The sequence below is a fragment of the Curtobacterium sp. MCBA15_004 genome (assembly GCF_001865055.2).
Taxonomy (GTDB): Bacteria; Actinomycetota; Actinomycetes; order Actinomycetales; family Microbacteriaceae; genus Curtobacterium.
In genome coordinates this window covers 3,287,543-3,305,116 of sequence record NZ_CP126266.1, presented here as the reverse complement: position 1 = coordinate 3,305,116, position 17,574 = coordinate 3,287,543, and the positions used below count along the sequence as shown (strand labels likewise).

General features: G+C 71.3%; 15 protein-coding genes and 1 tRNA gene. 5 read left to right on the top strand and 11 right to left on the bottom strand.

Annotation, left to right across the window (positions count from 1 at the left end):
• Positions 1–567: 567 nt before the first annotated feature.
• A complete protein-coding gene (gene galK / locus QOL16_RS15615) occupies positions 568–1,704 on the bottom strand; it encodes a galactokinase (protein ID WP_071285015.1) in 1,137 nt (378 codons plus the stop codon).
• On the bottom strand, positions 1,701–2,798 hold the full coding sequence (gene galT, locus QOL16_RS15610) for a galactose-1-phosphate uridylyltransferase (protein ID WP_065964244.1): 1,098 nt from the start codon (positions 2,796–2,798) through the stop codon (positions 1,701–1,703). The genes galK and galT overlap by 4 nt, the downstream gene beginning before the upstream one ends.
• A gap of 64 nt (positions 2,799–2,862) precedes the next feature.
• On the opposite strand from galT, the gene QOL16_RS15605 reads away from it, so the two are divergent.
• Positions 2,863–3,747 carry a DeoR/GlpR family DNA-binding transcription regulator gene (locus QOL16_RS15605; RefSeq protein WP_071285014.1) on the top strand — a complete coding sequence of 295 codons (885 nt, stop codon included), beginning with the start codon at positions 2,863–2,865 and terminating at the stop codon, positions 3,745–3,747.
• Positions 3,744–4,679, top strand: coding sequence for an aldose 1-epimerase family protein (locus QOL16_RS15600; protein WP_065964236.1), 936 nt, complete (start codon positions 3,744–3,746; stop codon positions 4,677–4,679). Before QOL16_RS15605 ends, QOL16_RS15600 begins: the two co-directional genes overlap by 4 nt.
• Positions 4,680–4,915: 236 nt before the next feature.
• Here QOL16_RS15600 and QOL16_RS15595 read toward each other — a convergent pair whose 3' ends face one another.
• From QOL16_RS15595 to QOL16_RS15585, 3 genes are all read right to left on the bottom strand, one after another.
• On the bottom strand, positions 4,916–5,236 hold the full coding sequence (locus QOL16_RS15595; protein WP_071285013.1) for a hypothetical protein: 321 nt from the start codon (positions 5,234–5,236) through the stop codon (positions 4,916–4,918).
• A gap of 334 nt (positions 5,237–5,570) precedes the next feature.
• Positions 5,571–5,643: transfer RNA gene (locus QOL16_RS15590), tRNA-Lys, on the bottom strand.
• Between the two features lie 54 nt (positions 5,644–5,697).
• Positions 5,698–5,859, bottom strand: a complete 162-nt coding sequence (locus QOL16_RS15585) for a DUF2207 domain-containing protein (RefSeq protein WP_139197360.1) — start codon at positions 5,857–5,859, stop codon at positions 5,698–5,700.
• A 126-nt stretch (positions 5,860–5,985) separates the two neighbouring features.
• Here QOL16_RS15585 and QOL16_RS15580 point away from each other — a divergent pair, with 126 nt between their 5' ends.
• The 3 genes from QOL16_RS15580 (at position 5,986) to QOL16_RS15570 (ending at position 8,935) form a co-directional block, all read left to right on the top strand.
• Positions 5,986–6,615, top strand: a complete 630-nt coding sequence (locus QOL16_RS15580) for a DNA-directed RNA polymerase subunit beta (RefSeq protein ID WP_065964232.1) — start codon at positions 5,986–5,988, stop codon at positions 6,613–6,615.
• A gap of 761 nt (positions 6,616–7,376) precedes the next feature.
• Positions 7,377–7,976 carry an ECF RNA polymerase sigma factor SigK gene (sigK, locus tag QOL16_RS15575; RefSeq protein ID WP_065964231.1) on the top strand — a complete coding sequence of 200 codons (600 nt, stop codon included), beginning with the start codon at positions 7,377–7,379 and terminating at the stop codon, positions 7,974–7,976.
• Positions 7,973–8,935, top strand: a complete 963-nt coding sequence (locus QOL16_RS15570; protein ID WP_071285012.1) for an anti-sigma factor domain-containing protein — start codon at positions 7,973–7,975, stop codon at positions 8,933–8,935. The genes sigK and QOL16_RS15570 overlap by 4 nt, the downstream gene beginning before the upstream one ends.
• Before the next feature lie 398 nt (positions 8,936–9,333).
• Here QOL16_RS15570 and pstB read toward each other — a convergent pair whose 3' ends face one another.
• The 6 genes from pstB to QOL16_RS15540 all read right to left on the bottom strand — a co-directional run bounded on the left by pstB (position 9,334) and on the right by QOL16_RS15540 (position 17,465).
• On the bottom strand, positions 9,334–10,113 hold the full coding sequence (pstB, locus tag QOL16_RS15565) for a phosphate ABC transporter ATP-binding protein PstB (protein ID WP_065964227.1): 780 nt from the start codon (positions 10,111–10,113) through the stop codon (positions 9,334–9,336).
• Positions 10,114–10,198: 85 nt separating this feature from the next.
• Positions 10,199–11,284, bottom strand: a complete 1,086-nt coding sequence (gene pstA, locus QOL16_RS15560; protein ID WP_071285011.1) for a phosphate ABC transporter permease PstA — start codon at positions 11,282–11,284, stop codon at positions 10,199–10,201.
• A 14-nt stretch (positions 11,285–11,298) separates the two neighbouring features.
• Complete coding sequence (gene pstC / locus QOL16_RS15555; protein ID WP_065964220.1) at positions 11,299–12,246, bottom strand: phosphate ABC transporter permease subunit PstC; 948 nt, start codon at positions 12,244–12,246, stop codon at positions 11,299–11,301.
• Positions 12,247–12,579: 333 nt separating this feature from the next.
• Positions 12,580–13,689, bottom strand: coding sequence for a phosphate ABC transporter substrate-binding protein PstS (locus tag QOL16_RS15550; protein ID WP_071246183.1), 1,110 nt, complete (start codon positions 13,687–13,689; stop codon positions 12,580–12,582).
• 666 nt (positions 13,690–14,355) lie between these two features.
• Positions 14,356–15,303: an NUDIX domain-containing protein gene (locus QOL16_RS15545; protein WP_065963298.1), complete on the bottom strand. Its 948-nt coding sequence runs from the start codon at positions 15,301–15,303 to the stop codon at positions 14,356–14,358.
• Positions 15,300–17,465, bottom strand: coding sequence for an RNA degradosome polyphosphate kinase (locus tag QOL16_RS15540; RefSeq protein ID WP_071246185.1), 2,166 nt, complete (start codon positions 17,463–17,465; stop codon positions 15,300–15,302). The genes QOL16_RS15545 and QOL16_RS15540 overlap by 4 nt, the downstream gene beginning before the upstream one ends.
• Positions 17,466–17,574 lie beyond the last annotated feature (109 nt).

The window sequence follows — 17,574 nt, the reverse complement described above, 5'->3', positions numbered from 1 at the left end:
CCGGCGTTGGCGCCGGCGTCGGTCGTCTCCCATGCGGAAGCGACAGATCACGCTCGCCGTTCGCCGTCCTCCTCGCGGAAGCGACAGATCCTGGCGGAACATCCGCCAGGATCTGTCGCTTTCACGATGCCGGTGAGCCGCCAGCCCGCCGTGCGGGAGGCGCGGCTGGGGCCCGCCACGCGCCTCCGGTCGGGTGGACCGCCGGACGGGAGGCGCGGCTGGGGCCCGCCACGCGCCTCCGGTCGGGTGGGCCCGCCGGACGGGAGGCGCGGCTGGGGCCCGCCACGCGCCTCCCGTCCGCCGTCTCGCTGCCGGACGACGTCCGCGCGTCCCGCACAACAGGAAGCAGCTCGCACCACGGAATTCCGTGGTGCGAGCTGCTTCCTGTTGTGCTGAGGCAGTTCGAACCGCAGCGCGCGCTTCGCGCCGCGCGCGCCAAGCGCGCGCCGCGCGCGCCAAGCGCGCCGCGCGCGCCAAGCGCGCCGCGCGCGCCAAGCGCGCCGCGCGCGCCAAGCGCGCACCGCGCGCCAAGCGCGCACCGCGCGCCAAGCGCGCGCGCAGCAGACGTCAGTCGCGCCGCGCGCCCTGCGCCGCGTGCACGGTGAACACGTTCGGCTCGCGGTACCCGGCCGCGGCGAAGGCGGCGGTGACGGCCGCGGAGACGCGGTCACGCGCCTCCCGGTCGACCAGCGCGATCGCGGCACCACCGAAGCCGCCGCCGGTCATGCGCGCGCCGACGGCACCGTGCTCCATCGCGGTCGAGACGGCCAGGTCGAGCTCCGGCACCGAGATCTCGAAGTCGTCGCGCATCGAGGCGTGCGAGGCGACGAGCAGGTCGCCGATCGCGCGCGGTCCCTGCTCGCGCAGCGTGCGGACGGTGTCGAGGACGCGCTGGTCCTCGGTGACGACGTGCCGGACGCGTCGGAAGGTCTCGTCGTCGAGCAGCTCCTGCGCACGCGGGAGGTCGTCGACCGACAGGTCGCGCAGCGCCTCGACGCCCATCGCCGCCGCACCGCGCTCGCACGAGTCGCGCCGGGCCTTGTACCCGCCCGTGGCGTGTGCGTGCTCGACGCGGGTGTCGACCACGAGGACCTCGAGGCCGTTCGCCTCGAGCGCCAGGTCGACCACGGCGGTGTCGAGGGTGCGGCAGTCCAGGAACACGACCGCGTCCTGCTCGCCGAGGAGCGACGCGGACTGGTCCATGATCCCGGTCGGGGCGCCGACGGCGTGGTTCTCGGAGTACTGCCCGACGCGCGCCAGCTGCTTGCGCGAGAGCCCGAGGTCCCACAGGTCGGTGAACGCCAGTGCGACGCCGCACTCGATCGCGGCGCTCGACGAGAGCCCCGCGCCCACCGGCACGTCGGAGTCGATGAACACGTCGAACCCGGTCACGCCGGACAGGTCCGCACCGGCCTGCTCGCGGAGCGCCCAGGCGATGCCGAAGACGTACGCCGACCAGCCGTCCATGCGCGACGGGTCGAGCTCGTCGAGGGACAGCTCGTGCACCGCGTCCGGCTCGAAGGCCGAGGCGACGCGGAGCAGGCGGTCCTCGCGCGGGGCGATCGACGCGACCGTGCGGCGGTCGATCGCGAACGGCAGCACGTAGCCGTCGTTGTAGTCGGTGTGCTCGCCGATGAGGTTGACGCGACCGGGCGCGGAGTACCGGACTGCCGGCTCGTACCCGTAGACCTGCTGGAACGTCATGCGCGCTCGATCCCTCCTCGGATGAACTCGGCGGCCTTCTCGGGCACGAGGTCCCCGATCCAGGCGCCCATGGCGGCTTCGCTGCCGGCCAGGAACTTCAGCTTGTCCGCCGCGCGACGCGGCGACGTGATCTGCAGCATGAGCCGCACGGTGTCCCGGCCGACGTGGACCGGGGCCTGGTGCCAGGCGGCGATGTACGGCGTCGGGGTGTCGTACAGCGCGTCGAGCCCGCGGGTCAGGCGGAGGTGCATCGACGCGAGCTCGTCCTTCTCGGGGTCGGTCAGCCCGGCGAAGTCCGGCACGTGCCGGTGCGGCAGCATGTGGACCTCGATCGGCCAGCGCGCGGCGAACGGCACGAAGGCCGTGAAGTGCTCGCCCTGCAGCACGACGCGCTCCGAGGCCCGCTCGTTCGCCAGGTGCTGCTCGAACAGGTCGGGGCCGAAGCGCTCGATCGACGCGAGCAGACGCTGCGTGCGCGGGGTGACGTACGGGTACGAGTAGATCTGCCCGTGCGGGTGGTGCAGCGTGACGCCGATCGCCTCGCCGCGGTTCTCGAACGGGAACACCTGCTGGATGCCGGGCATCGCCGACAGGGCAGCGGTGCGGTCCGCCCAGGCCTCGACGACGGTGCGCGCGCGCGACTCCGTGATCGACGCGAAGGAGCCCTCGGTCGCGGGCGAGAAGCACACGACCTCGCACCGACCGACGCTCCGGAGCTGTCGGTTCAGGCCGACGTCGGACAGCGACTCGAGCGACTCGGGGGCGTCGTCTGCCTCGAGCAGGGGGCCGAAGGACGGCGACCGGTTCTCGAACACCGCGACGTCGTAGCGGCTCGGGATCTCGGAGGGGTTCGCGGGCGTCTGCGGCGCCAGCGGGTCCTGGTCGGCCGGCGGCAGGAACACCCGGTTCTGCCGGCTCGCCGCGATCGACACCCACTCGCCCGTGAGGACGTCCTGTCGCATCCGCGCGGTCTCGGGTCGGGGGTCGAGGACACGCGCGTCGATGCTGCGCTCGGCGGGCAGCTGCGTGTCGGCGTCGTCGAAGTAGATGAGCTCACGGCCGTCGGCGAGCGTCGTCACGCGCTTGGTGATCACCGGCTCACACTAGCAAGCAACCGAAGCGTTGCGAAAGCCTGCGGAAGTGCGCGAAGCTTACCCGGTGCGCGACGATGACCTCTTCCTCGCCGGATCCCTGCCAGCGCCGCTCCGGCAGGACCGGATCGTGTCGATCGTCGAGGGCGCGCCCGGACTCGTCCGCACGGCGTCGCTCGCCGCCGCCCTGGGCACGAGTGAGGTGACGGTCCGCCAGGACCTCGCCACACTCGACCTGGAGGCGCGGATCCGGCGGGTGCGCGGCGGTGCGGTCCGCCTCGGGGCCGGTCCGGGCGAGCGCCCCCTCGAGGAGACCGCGGTCGAGCACCAGGTCGCGAAGGCCGCGATCGGCCGCGCCGCGGCCGACCTCGTCCGGTCCGGGCAGTGCGTGGTCCTCGATGTCGGGACGACGCCCGCCGCCGTGGCCGAGGCGCTCGTGGCCCGTGCCGACCTGGTCGACGTGACCGTCGTCACGAACTCGCTGACGACGGCGTTGGCGCTCGAACGCGCCGTGCCGCGGTTCACGGTCGTGGTCACGGGCGGGACCCTGCGTCCGCTCCAGCACTCCCTGGTCGCACCGCTGAACAACGCCGTGCTGCCGATGATCGCCGCGGATGTGGCGTTCCTGGGCGGGACGGGGCTCGACGTCGAGCACGGGCTCACCAACGTCAACCTGCCCGAGGCCGAGGCCAAGCGGATGCTCGCCGCGACCGCACGGCGTACGGTCGTGGTGGTCGACGGATCGAAGTTCGACCGGGCACACCTCGGTGTCGTCCGGGCGCTGCGGGACATCGACGTGGTCGTCACCGCGGACGCCCCGGCCGAGGCGGTCGAACGGGTCCGGTCCGCCGGGGTCGAGGTGGTCGTCGCCGACGGGGGAGCGCCACCGGCTGACGAACCGACACCGACACCAGCTCCAAACCGACCCGCAGGGAAGGACGACACCGCATGACCGCAGCAGCACCGACCGGAGGGCAGTACCGCCTCCACCACGCCGGACCGGACGGCGTCGTCGAGGCCGTCGTCACCGAGGTCGCCGCGGGCATCCGCGAACTCCGGGTCGCGGGCTTCGACCTCACGGAGCCGTTCCCGGTGACCTCGCTGCCGCCCGGAGCGGACGGCATCGTGCTCGTGCCCTGGCCGAACCGGGTCGCCGGTGCCGTGTGGGAGCTCGACGGCAAGCGCCAGCAGTTGGACGTCACCGAGCCCAAGTACGGCAACGCATCCCACGGGCTGCTGCGGTTCTCGCCGTACCGCGTGGTGTCGCAGACCGAGTCCGGGATCGAGCAGCAGGCGACCATCCACCCGCAGCACGGGTGGCCGTTCACCCTCGAGACCCGCGTGCACCACGAGCTCGTCGACGACGGGATCCGGGTGACCCACACGATCGTCAACCGCTCGGGGGTGCGGGCCCCGTTCGCGGTCGGAGCGCACCCCTACCTCCGCGCCGGCGACACCCCCGCCGAGGACCTCGTCGTGACCCTCGACGCCGCGACGGCCTTCACGGTCGACGAGCACAAGATCCCGGACGGCACCGTCGACGTCGCGGGGACGCCCTACGACCTCCGCGGCGGGGTGCGCGCGGGGGACGCCGACCTCGACACCGCGTACCGGGACGTCACGCCCGACGCCGAGGGTGTGCGGCGCACGACGTTGCGCGGCCCCGAGGGTGACGGCGTCGAGCTGTGGCAGGACGCGTCGTTCCCGTACGTGCAGGTGTTCACCTCGCGCGAGTTCCCGCGCGGGGAGGGAACCGGGCTCGCCGTGGCCGTCGAGCCGATGACCGCGCCGGCGAACGCGCTGAACTCCGGCGAGGGGCTGCGGTGGCTCGAGCCCGACGAGTCGTGGACCGGTACGTGGGGGATCCGCCGCGTCTGGTCCTGACGGACGGGCCGGTACGACACCGGCGACCACACGACGAAGGCCACCCCGCGGGGTGGCCTTCGTCGTGTGCGGTGTGCAATGCGTGCTGTGGGCCGTGCGTGCCCTGTGCGCGCTGTGGGCACTGTGGTGCCGGGCGCGGGAAGGGTCCGGTTGTCGGACTGCCGTCGGTCGCGCCCTCGTCGTCTGGACCGGGGCTGTGGGCGGCTGCGCGCCGGCTCGGGAACCGCGGTCGGCGGTCAGGCGCGGCGCATGCGGAGCGCCTCGACCGCGAGTGCCTCGGTGCCGTAGCGGCCGACCTCCTGCGCCCAGGCCGGGTCGTCCCCGCGGAGCGCGACGTACTCGGACTGCTGGCGGCAGACGTAGCCGAGGACGGTCGTGGCGGTCGCGACCTCGACGAAGTCGTCGCGGATGTGCCGTGCGGTGACCTGCGCGTTGCGGCGCAGGGTGTCGAGGAGGAGCTGGTTGCTCATGCTGGTGTTCGTCGCTGCGGCGAGCTCGACGATGCGGCGCGCGTCACCGGTGGTGCTGGCTCGCGTGGCGTCGATGTGCTCGGTCACGGTGTACCCCGTTCGTTCTCGTGGTGCTGGTGTCTCGTGATCCCGGTGGTCGGGACCGGAGACGACACTATCGGCGGCAGATCGGCAAACCGCTGAACGGGGACTGGACTGTGCGATGTGCGCACCATGAACATGCTGAACCCGGGTTGTACCCCGAACGGGCCGGGAGTGCTGCTCGCGCGGGCCAGAGATCAGGAGAAGGGGTGGGCCCCGTGGGGCTCGAACCCACGACCCTTGGATGAAAAGGCGGAGCTCGGGAGACTGTGGGGTGGGCCCCGTGGGGCTCGAACCCACGACCCTCGGATGAAAAGGCGGAGCTCGGGAGACTTTGGGGTGGGCCCCGTGGGGCTCGAACCCACGACCCTCGGATTAAAAGTCCGGTGCTCTACCAACTGAGCTAGAGGCCCTCACCCGCAAGGCTAGCGGGTGAGGGCCTCTCGTTCGTGCGGGTGCGGGACGACTCAGCTGCGCCGGCCCGTCAGGGTGCGGAGGAGCCACATGACCACCGCGATGACGAGCAGCACGATGCCGACCCACAGCAGGAACTTCAGGCTCGCGGTGAAGCCACCGACGAACAGCAGGACGACCGCGATCACGGCCAGGATGACGAGCAGGGCGTTCATGGAGCTTCCTCTTGTCGACGTGCGGGAGAGGTTCCTCCCTGCGCGAGTACGGTACGCGGATCCGGCCGGTTGCGTTCTCGGCGAACGGCAGGCGTCGGCGTCACCGGCCGCGCCTACACTGCCCGGGTGCCTCGCGATCACCACCGTCCCGTCCACTTCACCGACCAGGAGTTCGCCGCGCTCCCGGGTGGCGAGGACCCCGCGGTCGTGAACCGGGTGGCGCACGAGACGGCGAACGCGCTGCTGCACCGGGTGCGTCAGGACCCGGACCCGGCCGTGGTCGAGCGGCTCGTCACCTACACGGACGTGCACGGCATCGACGCGATCGCCGAACTGTGGGCGCGCGTCGGGGCGCACACCCTGCCGGGGGCGCTGTGGCGCATCTACCTGGTGCGGACGGTGATCCGGCAGAACCCCGACGAGATCGCGTACTTCTTCCAGCGCGGCGCCGAGCGGATCGGCACGATCGACCAGGCGGTGGCGGGTGCCGAGCAGCCCACGGGTCCGGCGGAGATCCTCACGCTCGCCGACCGCATCCTGCACGGTCTGTACACGGGCGACCTCGCGGTGGCGCTCGATCGTGGTGCGGCGTTCTGTCGGCTGACGGCGGCCGGTGCGACCTCGGTGGCGGACGACGCCGACCTGACCGCGGGGGACCGGGCCGCCGAGCTGACGCAGCGGGCCCTGCGACTCGTCGAGCTCGCGGCGGACCTGACCGAGGCCGCGTCGCTCTGGCGCCGCGACAGCCTGGACTGACCGCCTGCCGCGGGGCGGATCGCCCTGCCGACCGCCCCATGACGTGACCCGGGAGCCCGGAGCACGCCGCGCCTCCAGACCGACGAACCGACGAACCGACGGCGGACGATCGACGCACGACGGCGGAAGACCGACGCAGCGACGGCGGCAGACCGACCCGAGTCGACAGCCGGAACCGACCGACCGGCCCCCGGACATGCGAAGACCGGGCCGCAGAAGCGCCTCTCGGCGCGAGGCCGCTCGAAGCGGCGAATTTTGGAGCCCGGGGCTTGCTGCGGCCCGGCGACACCAACTGTACGAGACACCCGCTGCGCGTGTGCGCGTGTTCACTCTCGGTGGACACGGAGCGCGGTCGGGCGTGCCGCGGACAGGCCCGCCGACCGGCACACGGCCAGGCCCGGCGACAGGCACACGGCCAGGCCCGGCGACAGGCGCACGGTCAGGCCCGCCGACAGGCACACGGTCAGGCCCGCCGACAAGCCGCAGGCAGCCACACCGCCGGGCCCAGCGGCGCCGACCGCAGATCGCCCCAATCCGCCGCAGCCCCCGCACCGAACAACTGGTGTGACGCTCCTCGCGGACGTCGCAGCGGGGGCTCGTGTGACCCGGTCCGGTACCCGCCGGTCAATTCCCTGCGGGTCCTGCGGCCCCCGCCCCTGTACCCACCGAACGCCGCCGCGAGGAACACGACACCTGCACCCGACCTGCGAACCGACTCCGAGGGTCGGCGCCGACCGCAACCGAGAGGGGGGAAACCTGCAATGCTTGCCCTCGTGGAACGCGACACGGAGACCTGGCGCTCGGACGAGCCCGCCCCCGCGTCGCCGGACGACCTGCTCGTCCGCGTCGCCGCCGGAGACCAGGCGGCCTTCGCCGAACTGTACGACGCCCTGTCCGGACGCGTGCTCGGACTCGTCACGCGCCTGCTCCGGGACCGTGCACAGTCGGAAGAGGTCACGCAGGAGGTCTTCCTCGAGGTCTGGCAGCAGGCCACCCGCTTCGACCGGGCTCGCGGCACCGCGGCCAGCTGGGTCCTCACCATGGCGCACCGCCGAGCGGTCGACCGGGTGCGGGCCTCGCAGGCCTCGCACGACCGGGACACCAAGATCGGCATCCGTGACCTCGAGTCCGGGTTCGACCAGGTGTCCGAGTCCGTCGAGATCCGCATCGAGCACGAGCGGGTCAGCCGGGCGCTCGGCAAGCTCACCGAGTTCCAGCGCCAGGCGGTGCAGCTCGCGTACTACGGCGGCTACTCGCACAGCGAGATGGCCGAACGGCTCGGTGTCCCGATCGGCACCGTCAAGACCCGTCTCCGTGACGGGATGATCCGACTCCGAGACGAGATGGGGGTGACGTCATGACCGAACGCCACGACGACCCCGCGCTGCTCACCGGGTCCCACGCGCTGGACGCCCTGTCGGACGACGAGCGCGCACTCCTGGAGCACGCGCTCACCACGGCCCCCGAACTGCAGGCCGAGACCGATTCGCTGCGCGAGACCGCGCTGCAGCTCGCCTACGCGGTCGAGCCGATCGAGCCCCCGGCTGCGCTGAAGGCGTCGCTGATGGCCCAGATCGCGCGGACCCCGCAGGTCCCCGCCCTGGGTGCTGTGGCCTCCGGTGCGCCGGACGCCGCAGCCGGCCTGGAGGCGCGCCCCGCCGCCGCCACGTCGGCCGCGTCCGACGACGCCCCGGCCCGGGACGACGACCTCGCGCCCGTCTCGGAACTCCCGACCGCACGCGACAGCGCCGCGGGCGACACCCGCATCCGTCGCGGTGACGGCTCCGTGGCCGAGGGCCGCGCGACCGCAGCCGCACGTCGTCGCTGGTTCCAGCGCCCCGCGGCTGCCCTGTCGGCAGCGGCAGCGGTCGCGGTCGTCTTCCTCGGCGTCGGGCTCGGCGTCGGCGGGGTCATCGGCCAGGACGAGCAGTCCGGACCGGGCACCACGCAGGCCTCGGGCACGATCGACAGCATCTACGCCGCGCGGGACTTCGGTCGCACGACCGCAGCGGTCCCCGGCGGCGGCACGGCGACGGTCATCTGGTCGCACGAGGTCGGCAAGTCGGCCGTCATCCTCGACGGCGTCCAGTCGGCACCGTCCGGGCACACGTACGAGCTCTGGTACATCGACGCCGAGGGCACGAACGGCAAGGTCAAGCCGGCCGGACTCGTCGACGCGGCTCCCGACGGCGTGCACACCGCGGTCCTCGACGGCACCCTGGCGAAGGGCGCGTCGATCGGCATGACCGTCGAGCCGGCGGGCGGGTCGGACCAGCCGACCACGACGCCGCTCATGGCCGTCCCCACGAACCGGGCCTGACCCGGCTCGTCCTCCTGACCGGGCTCGTCCGACGTCCCCGGAGCGCTCGTGCGCTCCGGGGACGTCGTGCCCGCCCGTCACCGCGCGTGTCGGCCTCCGGGGAACGTTCCGCGCGCGCACCGTCCCGTCGATGGAGCAGTCGACGTCGGGTCCGTCGGCGCCACACGACGTTTCCTGCTCCATCCGCGATCGGTCGATGGAGCAGTCGACGTCGGGTTCGCTGACGTCACCCGACGATTCCTGCTCCATCCGTGGGGGCGGGGGCGGGGGCGGGAACGGGCGAGCGAGCGGACCGGGAGCGGGAGTTGCCGGGCGCAACCGCAGGAGGCCCGGTGCCGTCCGTGGCGGACGTGCACCGGGCCTCCAGGCCGACCGTCAGCAGACGGGCGGACGGCCGATCACCCGAAGCGACCCGAGACGTAGTCCTCGGTGGCCTGCACCGACGGGTTCGAGAAGATCGTCGCGGTGTCGTCGTACTCGATGAGCTTGCCCGGCGCACCCGTGCCCGCGATGTTGAAGAACGCGGTCTTGTCGCTCACACGCGACGCCTGCTGCATGTTGTGCGTCACGATCACGATCGTGAAGTCCTTCTTGAGCTCCTCGATGAGGTCCTCGATGGCGAGGGTCGAGATCGGGTCGAGCGCCGAGCAGGGCTCGTCCATGAGCAGCACGTCCGGCTGCACCGCGATCGCCCGCGCGATGCACAGGCGCTGCTGCTGCCCGCCGGACAGGCCCATGCCGGGCTTGTCGAGGCGGTCCTTGACCTCGTTCCACAGGTTCGCGCCCTGCAGGGAGCGCTCGACGATGTCCTGCGACTCCGACTTCGAGATGCGCTTGTTGTTGAGCTTCACGCCCGCGAGGACGTTGTCCTTGATCGACATCGTCGGGAACGGGTTCGGACGCTGGAACACCATGCCGACCTGGCGACGGACGAGCACCGGGTCGACGCCCGCGCCGTACAGGTCGTCGCCGTCGACCTTCACGGAACCCTCGACGTACGCGCCGGGGATGACCTCGTGCATGCGGTTCAGCGTGCGGAGGAAGGTGGACTTGCCGCAGCCGGAGGGGCCGATGAACGCGGTCACGGTGCGGGGCTCGATCGTCATGTCGACGCCCTCGACCGCCTTGAACTTCGAGTAGTAGACGTTGAGGCCGTCGACCTCGATGCGCTTGGACACGTGATTCCTTCGGGGTGGGTGGTCGTTGCCGGGGTGGTGCTGCTGCTGACGGCGCTGCCCGCCGGTGGCGGGACGCTGCCCGCGGCTATCGCGACAGCTTGGGGGCGAAGAGTCGGGTGATGAAGCGGGCCAGCAGGTTGAGCACCATCACGATGAGGATGAGCAGCAGCGCCGCGGTCCAGGCCCGGTCGACGAACGGCACCGGGTTGGCGCCCTGCTGCGAGTACTGCGTGTACGCGAACACCGGCAGCGTCATCATCGGGTCCTTGAACAGGTCGTAGTTCATGCTCGCGGTGAAGCCTGCCGTGACGAGCAGCGGGGCCGTCTCGCCGATGACCCGGGCGATCGAGAGCATCACGCCCGTGGTGATGCCAGCGAGGGACGTCGGGAGCACGATCTTGAGGATCGTCAGGTACTTCGGGACGCCGAGCGCGTACGAGGCCTCGCGGAGCTCCATCGGGACGATCTTCAGGACCTCCTCGGTGGAACGCACGACGATCGGGATCATCAGGACGCTCAGGGCGACCGAGCCGACCAGGCCGAAGCGGGCACCGGGGCCGAGGAAGAGCGCGAACAGCGAGTAGGCGAACAGACCGGCGACGATCGACGGGATGCCCGTCATGACGTCCACGAAGAACGTGATGCCCTTCGCGAGCGCACCCTTGCCGTACTCGACCAGGTAGATCGAGGTGAGCAGGCCGATCGGCACCGAGATGAGCGCCGCGAACAGGGTGATCTGCAGCGTGCCGATCAGGGCGTGGACGGCGCCGCCGCCCTCGGAGATGACGCCGCGCATCGAGTACGAGAAGAACTGCGCGTCGAAGCGGGCCAGCCCGTCCGCGAGGACCGTCCACAGCAGCGACACCAGCGGGAGCACCGCGATGACGAAGGCCGTGACGACGAGCGAGGTGATGAGGCGGTCGAGCGCCTGGCGTCCGCCCTCGACGATCCGCGAGACGACCACGATGAGCACGTCGAACAGGACCGTGCCGAGGAACAGTGCCGCGACGACGTTGAAGTCCTTGACGGAGCCGCCGGCGTTCAGGAGCGCGAAGACCGCGACCAGGGCGACCCAGGAGCCGACGAGCAGCAGCCACGGCACGGACCGGTGCAGCTTGCCGTTGGCGTAGACGTTGCCGGCGAGGCCGGACTGACGGAGAGCGAGGGACATCGGGGCGTGACCTCTCAGGAGACCCGCTTGCGCACGATGTAGCGCGCCAGCATGTTGATGACCAGGGTGATGACGAAGAGGATCAGGCCGGACGCGACGAGGGCGTTCAGCGCCGTGCCCGAGGCCTCGGCGAACTGCAGCGCGATGTTCGCGGCGATGGTCGACGGGTTGAGCGAGGTGAGCATCTGGAAGGTGACGTTCGTCGACACCGACAGCACGAGCGCGATCGCCATCGTCTCGCCGAGCGCGCGGCCGAGCCCGAGCATGATCGCGGACACGATGCCGGACTTGGCGAACGGCAGGACCGACAGGCGGATCATCTCCCAGCGGGTCGCGCCGAGGGCCAGGGCGGCCTCCTCGTTGAGGCGCGGTGCCTGCAGGAAGATCTCACGCATGACGGCGGTCATGATCGGGATCGCCATCACCGCGAGGACGATCGATGCGGTGAGGATCGTGCGGCCGGTGCCGGAGACCTGGCCGGAGAAGAGCGGGATCCAGCCGAGGTGCTCGTTGAGGAACCCGTAGAACGGCTTCACGAACGGCGCCAGCACCACGATGCCCCAGAGGCCGTAGACGACCGACGGCACCGCTGCCAGCAGGTCGATGACGTAGCCGAGGACCGGGGCCACGCGGCGCGGCGCGTAGTGCGAGATGAAGAGCGCGATGCCGAGCGACAGCGGCACGGCGATCACCAGCGCGATGAGCGCGGACCAGACCGTGCCGAAGACGAGCGGACCGACGTAGTCCCAGAAGTTCGTCGCGTTGTTCGGCAGCTCGCCGACCTTCGCGCTGAAGGCGGGGATGCTCTGCCAGACCAGGAAGGCGGCGACGAGCACGAGCACGAAGAGGATCAGGCCACCCGCGATCACGGACGCCGCGGAGAACACGCGGTCGCCGACGCGGACGACGGGCTTCGGCTTGGTGGGGACGGTGGCCCCTGGCTGGGCCGGTGCGGTCGTCATGGGACTCCTGTCGGAGGGAGGCCGGGCTCCGTGGGGGAGCGGCGGGGGGAGTGCTGCTGCGGGGTGGTGCTCGGTGCGTGGTTCTTGGTTGGTGCGTGGTGTGTGGTGCGTGGTGCGTGGTGCGTGGTGCTTGCTTGGTGCTTGGTGCTTGGTGCTTGGTGCTTGGTGCTTGGTGCTTGGTGCTTGGTGCGTGGTGCGTGGTGCTTGGTGCTTGGTGCTTGGTGCTTGGGGCTTGGTGCTGGCGCTGGCGCTGGCGCTCGCTGCCTGCCGGACGGGCGAGTGCCCGGACGTCGACCAGGTGGGTGGGATCGACGTCCGGGCGCTCAGCGGGCCTTACTTGATGGAGGCGACGGCCTTCGCGGCCTTCTCCGCCAGGTCGGACGAGAGGGCGGCCGACTTGGCCTCCTTCGCGGCCGCGTCCTGCGCGTCCTTCGAGACGACGTAGTCCAGGTAGCCCTTCACGAGCTCACCCTTCGCGGAGTCCTTGTACTCCTGGCAGGCGATCGCGTAGGAGACGAGGACCAGCGGCCACGCACCCTTCGCGGTGTCCTTGCGGTTGATGTCGATCGCGAGGTCGTTGTCCGCACGGCCGGCGACCGTCTTCGAGTCCGCGACGACCTTGGCAGCGCCCTCGGCCGAGATCTCGGTGGCCGTGGAACCGACCATGAGCTTCGCCTTGTCGAGGTCACCCGCGCCCGAGTCGTCGATGTAGGTGATCGCGTTCGAGGCGCTCGCCATGGCCGAGGCCACACCCGAGGTGCCCTTCGCGCTGTCGCCGACCTGGTACGGGAAGGTCTGGCTCGGCTTCTCGGTCCAGACGTCGCTCGCGTTCGCGGAGACGTACTCCGAGAAGTTCTGCGTCGTGCCGGAGTCGTCCGAGCGGTGGACGACCGTGATGGCCGCGTCCGGAAGGTCGGCGCTCTTGTTGAGCGAGGCGATCTCCGGAGCGTTCCACTTCGTGATCTTGCCGGAGAAGATGCCCGCGATCGTCTTTGCGTCGAGGGTGAGCTCCTTGACGCCGTCGACCTTGTAGGCGATGGCGATCGGGGAGATGTAGACCGGGATGTCGATGGCCTTCGAGTCCGCGGCGCACTTCTCGAACGTGCCCGCGAGCTCCTCGTCCTTCAGCGCGGCGTCGGAGCCGGCGAAGTCGGCGGCGCCGGACATGAAGTTCTTGCGGCCCGCGCCGGAGCCGTCGGGCGAGTAGTTCACCGTGGCGCCCGAGGCGACGCTCTGGAAGCCGGCGGCCCAGGTGGCCTCGGCGGTCTGCTGTGCGGAGGAGCCCGAGCCGGTCAGCGTGCCCGAGAGCTTCGAGTAGTCGGTGCCGGAGCTCGACGTGGCGGAGGCGCCAGCGCCCGCGTCCTCGTTCGCCGCGCAGGAGGAGAGCGCGACCGCGCCGGCGATCGCGATCGCCGCGACCGTGCCGATTCGCTTGATGTTCACAGGGGTCCCTTCGGGGATGTCAGTGCAGGTGGGACCGCTGCTGGTCCCGCGGGCCGGTGCTGACCCGGGAGCGACTGTAGGGACGCGAGGTGACGGGGATCACGCGCACTGGTGAACGGGAGGTGAACGAGGGGTTGTCGTGACCGTGGGCGCCGTGCGGCGGCTCCGGACCGGGTGCAGGATCGGGATCGGCGTGCGTCCGGTGGGCGCATGCGGATGCATCGGTCGGGAGGCGCGGTGCGGGTCCGGTGGGCGCGGTCGCGGTCGGGGCGGTGGGGGTCCTCCAGTGCGCGGCACGGGGCCGGCGGTCGCGGTCGCGGTGTGCGCTCGGCCGGGGGAGGACGGCGCAGCTCGGCGGTGCCGCTCGCTCGGGCGCCTGCCGTTGCCGGGAACGTCTCGTCGGGCCGGCTGCGTCAGGCCGGAGCCGTCCGGGCCGGTCGCGTCGGACCGGTTGCGTCGGGCCGGTCGAGTCAGCCCGGTCGCGTCAGTCGCGTGGCGTCGGGCCGGTCGAGTCAGCCCGGTCGCGTCAGTCGCGTGGCGTCGGACCTGTTGCGTCGGGCCGGCTGCGTCAGGCGGGTGGTGTCGGACCGGTTGCGTCGGGCCGGCCGCGCCGGGCCGGTCACGTCAAGCGGGTGGTGTCGGACCGGTCGCGCCGGGCCGGTCGCATCAGGCGGGGACGGTGTTCCGGTGGGTCTCGACCGCCACGAGCTTGTCCCCGGCGATGTGCATCACGGCGAAGTCGCCGACCGAGAGCATCGCCGCCCGCCGCAGGTCGAACCGTCGACTGTCGTCCGCCGTCACCGCCGCGATCCGCGCGATGATGTCCGGCAGCACGGGCCCGTGCGAGCACAGGACGGTCGACTTGCCCTTGTCGAGGCGCTTCCGCACCACGCCCTTGACGTCCGCGGCACCGCGGTCGTGGGCCTCCTGGCTGATGTCGGGCGTGCTCGCGACGCCGACGTGCGTCCGGGCGGACAGCGGCTCGACGGTCGCGAGGCACCGGGCCGCAGTACTGCTGACGATCTTCTTCGGTCCGAACGCGGCGACCGGCGCAGCGGCCGCCTTCGCCTGCGACCGGCCGACGGGCAGGAGCGGGCGCGTCGCGTCCGGCCCGTCCCACTCGGAGCCGGGGATCGTCTTGGCGTGCCGGAGCGCGATGAGGGCGAAGGTCCGGTGCTCCCCGGCGGCGACGCGCTCGGCGAACCGGTCGAGGATCGCGACGTCACGGTCGTAGGTCAATCGTTTCCGGGCCTGGTCGATCGGCACCCACTCGACGGCCGCGACCTCGTCGTTCGGCCGGAAGGTCCCGGCGCGGTCGTACTCCTTGCCGGAGACCCGCGCCGACCAGTAGTGCACCACCTTGTCCCGTCCGCTGGGCAGCACGTACTCGGCCGTGCCGAGCGGTGCGCCGAGGTGCACGCGGTACCCGGTCTCCTCCTCGATCTCGCGGACCGCGGTCGTCGGCACGCTCTCACCGGGGTCGACCTTGCCCTTGGCGAACGAGACGTCCTTGTGGTGGTCGCGGTGCACCAGCAGCACGAGCGGGCCGCCCGCGTGCTCGCGCCACACGACCGCACCCGCCGCGACGACGGGCTTCGCGGTCCCGCCGCTCACCGGGTCGAGCGCTTCCGGGCGGAGATCTTGCGCATGAGGACGTTCTGCACGTCGTCGAGCGGCCGACCGTCGTCGTCCGTCGAGTGCCGCGTCCACTCGCCGTCGGACTCGAGGTGCCACGAGCTCGTGGTCTCCGCCATGGCCAGGTCGAACATCTCCTGCACCTCGGCCACGTGCGCGGGGTCGGAGAGTCGGACGAGGGCCTCGACGCGGCGGTCGAGGTTCCGGTGCATCATGTCGGCGGAACCGATGAACACGGCGGGGTCGCCGTCGTTGTGGAACGCGAACGCCCGGGAGTGCTCGAGGTACCGTCCGACGACGCTCCGGACGCGGATGGTCTCGCTGACGCCCTCGAGGCCGGGCTTGAGCGAGCAGATGCCGCGGACCCACACGTCCACCGGGACCCCGGCCTGGCTCGCGAGGTACAGGGCGTCGATGATCTGCTCGTCGACCATCGAGTTGACCTTGATCCGGATGCCCGAGGGCCGACCGGCCGCCGCGTTCGCCGCCTCGTGCTGGATGCGCTTCACGAGCCCCTTCCGCAGGTGGAGCGGCGCGACGAGGAGACGCTTGAACTTCTTCTCGATCGCGTAGCCCGACAGCTCGTTGAACAGTCGGGTGAGGTCCTTGCCCACGACGTCGTCGGCGGTGAACAGACCCATGTCCTCGTAGATGCGCGAGGTCTTGGGGTTGTAGTTGCCCGTGCCGATGTGGCTGTAGTGCTTGAGCGTGCCGCCCTCCTGCCGGATGACGAGCACCAGCTTGGAGTGCGTCTTCAGCCCGACCAGGCCGTACACGACGTGCACGCCGGCCTTCTCGAGCTTGCGGGCCCACGTGATGTTGTTCTGTTCGTCGAAGCGTGCCTTGATCTCGACCAGCGCGAGCACCTGCTTGCCCGCGGCGGCGGCGTCGATCAGGGCCTCGACGATCGGGCTGTCGCCGGAGGTGCGGTAGAGCGTCTGCTTGATCGCCAGCACGTTCGGGTCGGCAGCGGCCTGCTCGAGGAACGCCTGCACGCTCGTCGCGAAGGACTCGTACGGGTGGTGGACGAGCACGTCGCGGGCGGCGATGGCGCGGAACAGGTCGGGCTTCGTGTTCGGTTCGCCGGGCTGGAACTGCACGGGTGTGGTCGGCACGTGCTTCGGGTAGTGCAGGTCCGGACGCGCGATCTTGGCGATCTCGAACAGGCCGCCGAGGTCGAGCGGCGACGGCAGGCGGAAGACCTCCTGCTCGGTGATGTCGAGCTCACGGACGAGCAGGTCCAGGGTCACCGGGTCCATGTCCTCGGTGATCTCGAGACGGATGGGCGGGCCGAAGCGGCGGCGCAGGAGCTCGCGCTCGAGGGCCTGGATGAGGTTCTCGGCCTCGTCCTCCTCGATCTCGACGTCCTCGTTGCGGGTGACGCGGAACACGTGGTGCTCGAGGACCTCCATGCCCGGGAACAGGTCGTCGAGGTGGTTCGCGATCAGGTCCTCGAGCGGGATGAACCGGAGGCGACCGCTGCCGTCGTCGGGCAGCGTGATGAAGCGGGAGAAGTTCTGCGGCACCTTGAGGCGCGCGAACTCCTGCCGCTGCGACTTCGGGTTGCGCACCCGCACGGCGAGGTTCAGCGACAACCCCGAGATGTACGGGAAGGGGTGTGCTGGGTCGACCGCGAGCGGCATGAGGACCGGGAAGATCCGCTCGTTGAAGTACTCGCGCATGCGCAGCCGGTCGGCCTCGTCGAGGTCGGACCAGTGCTCGACGTGGATGCCGGCGGCGTCGAGGTCGGGCTTGAGGGAGTGGATGAAGGCCGCGGCGTGCCGGTCCTGCAGCTCGTGGGCCTTGGCCGCGATGTCGCGCAGGACGTCGCTCGGGGCGCGGCCGACGTTCGTCGGTACGGCGATCCCGGTGTCGATGCGCCGCTTCAGGCCGGCCACGCGGACCATGAAGAACTCGTCGAGGTTCGAGGCGAAGATCGCGAGGAAGTTGGCGCGCTCGAGCAGCGGCTGCGTCCGGTCCTCGCCGAGTTCGAGGACCCGCTGGTTGAACCGGAGCCAGCTCAGCTCACGATCGAAGTAGCGGTCCGTCGGCAGCGACTCGTGCTCGATCTCGACGACCTCGTCGAAGTCGTCCAGGTCGGGTGCGACGGATTCGCCGTCGAGCTGCGGTTCGGTGTCCATGGCCACATCCTGCCACCCGGCCCCTGCTGCCGGGGGGAGCGGGGTGGACGGTGTGGAAAGCGGGGGTGAACGAGTCTCGTGTGGAGGAGCACCGGGAGGCCCCCGTACC